This is a genomic window from Burkholderia sp. (assembly GCF_018375725.1).
Taxonomy (GTDB): domain Bacteria; phylum Pseudomonadota; class Gammaproteobacteria; order Burkholderiales; family Burkholderiaceae; genus Burkholderia.
This window is the reverse complement of record NZ_JAHACR010000309.1, coordinates 1-4,807: the sequence shown is the minus strand read 5'-3', so window position 1 is coordinate 4,807 and position 4,807 is coordinate 1. Positions and strand designations below refer to the sequence as shown.

General features: G+C 68.0%; 6 protein-coding genes. 4 read left to right on the top strand and 2 right to left on the bottom strand.

What is annotated here, in order from left to right:
- Positions 1-19: 19 nt before the first annotated feature.
- On the bottom strand, positions 20-775 hold the full coding sequence (locus KH616_RS21490; protein ID WP_292250615.1) for a LysR family transcriptional regulator: 756 nt from the start codon (positions 773-775) through the stop codon (positions 20-22).
- A gap of 107 nt (positions 776-882) precedes the next feature.
- Between KH616_RS21490 and KH616_RS21485 the strand changes: the two genes are divergently transcribed.
- Together KH616_RS21485 and KH616_RS21480 are read left to right on the top strand one after the other, a co-directional pair.
- Positions 883-1,638, top strand: coding sequence for a TerC family protein (locus KH616_RS21485; RefSeq protein WP_292250612.1), 756 nt, complete (start codon positions 883-885; stop codon positions 1,636-1,638).
- A 100-nt stretch (positions 1,639-1,738) separates the two neighbouring features.
- Positions 1,739-2,656: a 3-hydroxyacyl-CoA dehydrogenase NAD-binding domain-containing protein gene (locus KH616_RS21480; RefSeq protein ID WP_292250611.1), complete on the top strand. Its 918-nt coding sequence runs from the start codon at positions 1,739-1,741 to the stop codon at positions 2,654-2,656.
- A 102-nt stretch (positions 2,657-2,758) separates the two neighbouring features.
- Here KH616_RS21480 and KH616_RS21475 read toward each other — a convergent pair whose 3' ends face one another.
- Positions 2,759-3,607, bottom strand: a complete 849-nt coding sequence (locus KH616_RS21475; RefSeq protein ID WP_292250609.1) for a LysR substrate-binding domain-containing protein — start codon at positions 3,605-3,607, stop codon at positions 2,759-2,761.
- 307 nt (positions 3,608-3,914) lie between these two features.
- Between KH616_RS21475 and madL the strand changes: the two genes are divergently transcribed.
- Both madL and madM read left to right on the top strand, forming a co-directional pair.
- Positions 3,915-4,310 (top strand): malonate transporter subunit MadL, encoded by a 396-nt coding sequence (madL, locus tag KH616_RS21470; RefSeq protein ID WP_292250607.1) that lies wholly within the window; start codon positions 3,915-3,917, stop codon positions 4,308-4,310.
- Between the two features lie 12 nt (positions 4,311-4,322).
- The coding region (gene madM, locus KH616_RS21465; protein ID WP_292250605.1) for a malonate transporter subunit MadM at positions 4,323-4,807 on the top strand (485 nt) is incomplete at its 3' end.

Genomic DNA, 4,807 nt, shown 5'->3' with positions numbered 1-4,807 from the left:
GGCGCAGTCCGCGCAGCAGCTACGCGTCGTTCGCGCCGAGTTCGCTCAGCGGAAAGACGCCGAGCCCGCGGGCGGCGAAGACTGCCATCAGCGCGCTGTCCTCGAATTCCCCGACGATGCGCGGCACGATGCGCTCCGTTTCGAGCCAGCGGTCGAGGCGGGCGCGCAGCGCCGAATGCGACGTCGGCAACAGGAGCGGCAACTCGGCGAGACATTGCGGAAAACGGTGGCGCGCGGCGGCCGACACGAGCGCGGCAGGGCCGTACCAGTCGACCGGCGATGCGACGAGCCGCTCGCTCGTCACGCGCAGGTTCGCGTTGTGCGGTGCGCCCTGTCCGGCAAGCACGAGATCGAGGTGATGCAGCTCGAGCTCCGCGAGCAGCGCTTCATGCTCGCCGTCGTGGCATAGCAGCCGCAGTGCGGGCGTGTCGAGCACGGGCGCGAGGATGGCATGCGCGGCGAGCTTCGAGATGCCGTCGGACAGGCCGACGGCGAGCCGCATCGTCGGCTGGCTCGCGGCCGAGCGCACTTCGTCGGGGATCTGCCGCCCGATCTCGAAGATCGCCTCCGCGCGCACGAATGCCGCGTGGCCCGCGTCCGTCAGCGTGACAGCGCGCCCCGTGGCCCGGAGCAACGGATGCCCGAGCGCCTTTTCCAGCTCGCGCACCTGCGCGCTGATCGTCTGCACCGCCATGTCGAGGCGCTCGGCCGCCCGCGCGAAGCCGCCTTCCTTCACGACGACCCAGAAGTAATAAAGATGTCGAAAGTTGAGCATCGCTCCGAACTTCGTAAAAACCGAACTGAAAATGAGATTGTCGCTGATTTTTTCGAGGTTCTCGTCATGCGATCATCGGGCCTTCGCCATCCTTTTCGAAGAAAATCATGGACTACCTGCTTGCGCTCGCCGTCGATCCCGCCGTCTGGGCGGCGCTCCTGACGCTCGTCGTGATGGAGGTCGTGCTCGGCATCGACAACCTGATCTTCATTTCGATCCTCAGCAACAAGCTGCCCGAAGCACAGCGCGCACGCACGCAGCGGCTCGGCATCGGCCTGGCGCTCGTGCTGCGGCTCGCGTTGCTCGGCACCGTCGCGTGGATCGCGCGCCTGACCGCGCCGGTGTTCTCGTTGTTCGATCACGCGTTTTCGTGGCGCGACATGATCCTGCTGTCCGGCGGCCTGTTTCTCGTCTGGAAGGCGACGAAGGAGATGCATCACCACGTTTCGCACGACGGCGACGAAGCCGGCGGAACCGGCGGCGCGGCCGGCCTGACGATGTGGGCCGCGGTCGGACAGATCCTGATGCTCGACCTCGTCTTCTCGATCGACAGCATCGTGACCGCGATCGGCATGACCGAGCACGTCCCGATCATGTTCGTCGCGGTGATCGCCGCCGTGTCCGTGATGATGTTCGCCGCGCAGCCGCTCGCGCGCTTCATCGACCGCAACCCGACCGTCGTGATGCTCGCGCTCTCGTTCCTGGTCGTGATCGGCATGACGCTGATCGCCGAAGGCTTCGGGTCGCACGTGCCGAAGGGTTACATCTACGCGGCGATGGCCTTCTCGGCGTTCGTCGAAGGCATGAACATGCTGTCGCGGCGCGCGAGGAAGCGGCGCGCGGCGAGCGCGGCCGACCGCTGAGCGCGCGTCGTCCCGGCGTTTCCGGCATGGCGCGCCGGCGCGACGTCACGGCATGATTCGATGCGACAATCGTCGGCACATCAATGGAGACGGAACGCACATGGACATTCAACGCATCGGCATCGTCGGCGCCGGCGTGATCGGCGCAAGCTGGGCGGCTTTCTATCTGTCGAAGGGGTTCGACGTGGTCGCGACCGACCCGGCCCCGGAGGCCGACACGCGGCTGCGCGATGCGCTGGCGGCATTTCTCGGCGACGACGCGGCGACGCTGTCGTCGCGGCTGACTTTCGACGCCGATCTCTCGAGCGCGTTGCGCGGTGTCGATTTCGTGCAGGAAAACGGCCCCGAGCGGCTCGAGCTGAAGCGCGCGCTGTACCGGCAGATGGACGACCTGTTGCCTGAGCACGTGCCGATCGCGTCGAGCTCGTCGGGTCTCAAGATGTCCGATATCCAGACCGCCTGCACCCGGCACCCGGAGCGCTGTCTGGTCGCGCATCCGTTCAATCCGCCGCACCTGATTCCGCTCGTCGAGCTGGTCGGCGGCGCGGCGACCGGCAAGGACGTGATCGCCCGCGTGAAGCGCTTTTACGACGCGCTCGGCAAGGAAACGATCGTGCTCAACAAGGAGATGCCCGGGCACGTCGCGAACCGGCTCGCGGCGGCGCTGTTTCGCGAGGTGTATCACCTCGTCGGCGAGGGCGTCGTGAACGTCGCCGACGCGGACAAGGCGGTCGCGTGGGGGCCGGGCCTGCGCTGGGGATTGATGGGGCAATGCCTGACCTATCATCTCGGCGGCGGCGAAGGCGGGATGGCGCACTTTCTCGAACATCTGTCCGGCCCGATGACGAGCTGGTGGGACGATCTCGGCACGCCGTCGTTCGATGCCGACGTCGACCGCCGGATGATCGACGAGTTGCGGGCGATCCAGGGTGACCGGACGATACAGGCGCTTGCCGCTGAGCGTGACCGGCTGCTCATCGAACTGATCGAGGCCCGCCGCCACAGTTTCCTGCCCTGACCGGGCGCGCCCGCGATGCCAGGGACGGCGTGAGCGGGCGGGCGCGAGGTCATGATCCGCATGACCCGTTACGACGGCGCGGCCGCCCCGACGCCGTTCGCGCTACAGCTCGGCGGCCGCCGTGACCAGCGTGGCCTCGAGCGCCAGCGTCGAGCGCGACGCGGCTGCCGGCCGGTCGATCACGTATTCGAGCTCCCCCAGCTCGGGCAGATCCGCATCGAGCCGCGCCAGCCCGGCCGGAATCACGTATCCCGCAAACGCACTGATGCCGAGTCCGGCGCTGACTGCCGCGCGCAACACCGCGACGCTGCTGCTCACGACCGCGATCCGGTACGGCCGGCCGGCGGCCTCGAGCGCTTCCAGCACGCGTCGCCGCGACACGCTCGGCGCGGGATGCAGCGCGAGCGGCAGCACGGCTTCATGGCCGGTGACCGGCGACTCGGGGCCGGTGCACCAGTAGAGCGGCTCGCTGCGGATCACGCGGCCGCGCCGGCTGCCGGCGATGCGCTTCGCGAATACGAGGTCGTGCCGGCCTTCGTCGAGCGCGTCGAACAGGTCGCCCGACAGGCCGGTCGCGATCGCCAGCTCGACGTCCGGGTTCCGCTGCACGAAGCTGGCGAGCGCGGCGGTCAGGTGCGCCGACGCGAAATCCTCCGACATCGCAAGCCGCACCTTGCCGGACAGCGGCGGCCCGCAGACCGACGTGACGGCCTCGTCCATCAGTTCGAGGATGCGCACCGCATAACGCAACAGCGCGTCGCCGTGCGGCGACAAACGCACGTTGCGCGTGTCGCGCTCGAACAGCGGCCGGTCGAGCAGCTCTTCGAGGCGGCGGATGTGCTGGCTGACGGTGGATTGCGACAGGTTCACGCGCTCGGACGCGGCGGTGAAGCTGCCGGACTGGGCGACGGCGACGAAGCTGCGCAGCAGTTCGGGCGGTAACGGACGCATTGCTAAATCCACTGAATCGGTTTCGACAACTTCATAAATGGCCGGAAATTGCAGCGCTAGTATCAGGCAACGCCCATCGAGCGGCCCGCGAGACGCAGCGCATGCCGCCTGACGCCGAACGGCTGCGTGCAGCAGTCTACGGCAAGCGGGCGCCACCCAGAAGCAGCGGTTTATCCCAACGACCGTCCGGGAACATGTTCCGCACGAGGAGCGGCCGGGCCGCGGCGCACCGCCGCGACAAGACAAACAGGCATGGGACCGGAGCAGGCGTCACGGCGTCGATGCCGGTCGATACAGGAGACGACTCATGATCATCTATGGAACCGCGTTGCTCGCGTTCTGCCATCTGGCCGGACTGTTCCTCGGCGACCTGCTGGGCGCCGCCATCGGCGTGAAAACCAACGTGGGCGGCGTCGGCATTGCGATGCTGCTCCTGATCTGCCTGCGGCTCTATCTGCATCGGCGCGGCTGGCTGCCGAAGGAAACCGAGGCGGGCGTGGGTTTCTGGGGCGCGATGTACATCCCGGTGGTGGTCGCGATGGCCGCGAACCAGAACGTGCTTGCCGCGCTGAAGGGCGGCCCGGTCGCGCTGATTTCAGCGGTCGGCGCAGTCGGCCTGTGCGCAGTGTGCATCGCGGTGCTTGCGCGTACCGGCCGTGACGACACGGCCTTCGCCGGCATGCCCCAATTCGATCAACAGTGACCGGAGGCCGTCATGCTGCAGATGCTCCAGAAAGTGGTGGCCCATAACGGGCTCGTCACGTCGTTCGCGCTCGTCGGCCTGATCATGTGGATCTCGTCGATCGCGTCGCGCAAGCTCACCTTCGGCCGCGTGCATGGCTCGGCGATCGCGATCCTGGCCGGGCTCGCGCTCGCATACGTCGGCGGCGCATTCACGGGCGGCGAGAAAGGGCTGGCCGACGTGCCGCTGTTCGCCGGCATCGGTCTCATGGGCGGCGCGATGCTGCGCGATTTCGCGATCGTCGCGACGGCGTTCGAAGTGCAGCCGACCGAGGCGAGGAAGGCCGGGCTGATCGGCGTCGTGTCGCTGTTGCTCGGCACCGTGCTGCCGTTCATCGTCGGCGCCAGCGTCGCGCGCGCGTTCGGCTACACCGATGCGGTCAGCATGACGACGATCGGCGCGGGCGCCGTCACCTATATCGTCGGACCGGTGACGGGCGCGGCGATCGGCGCGAGTTC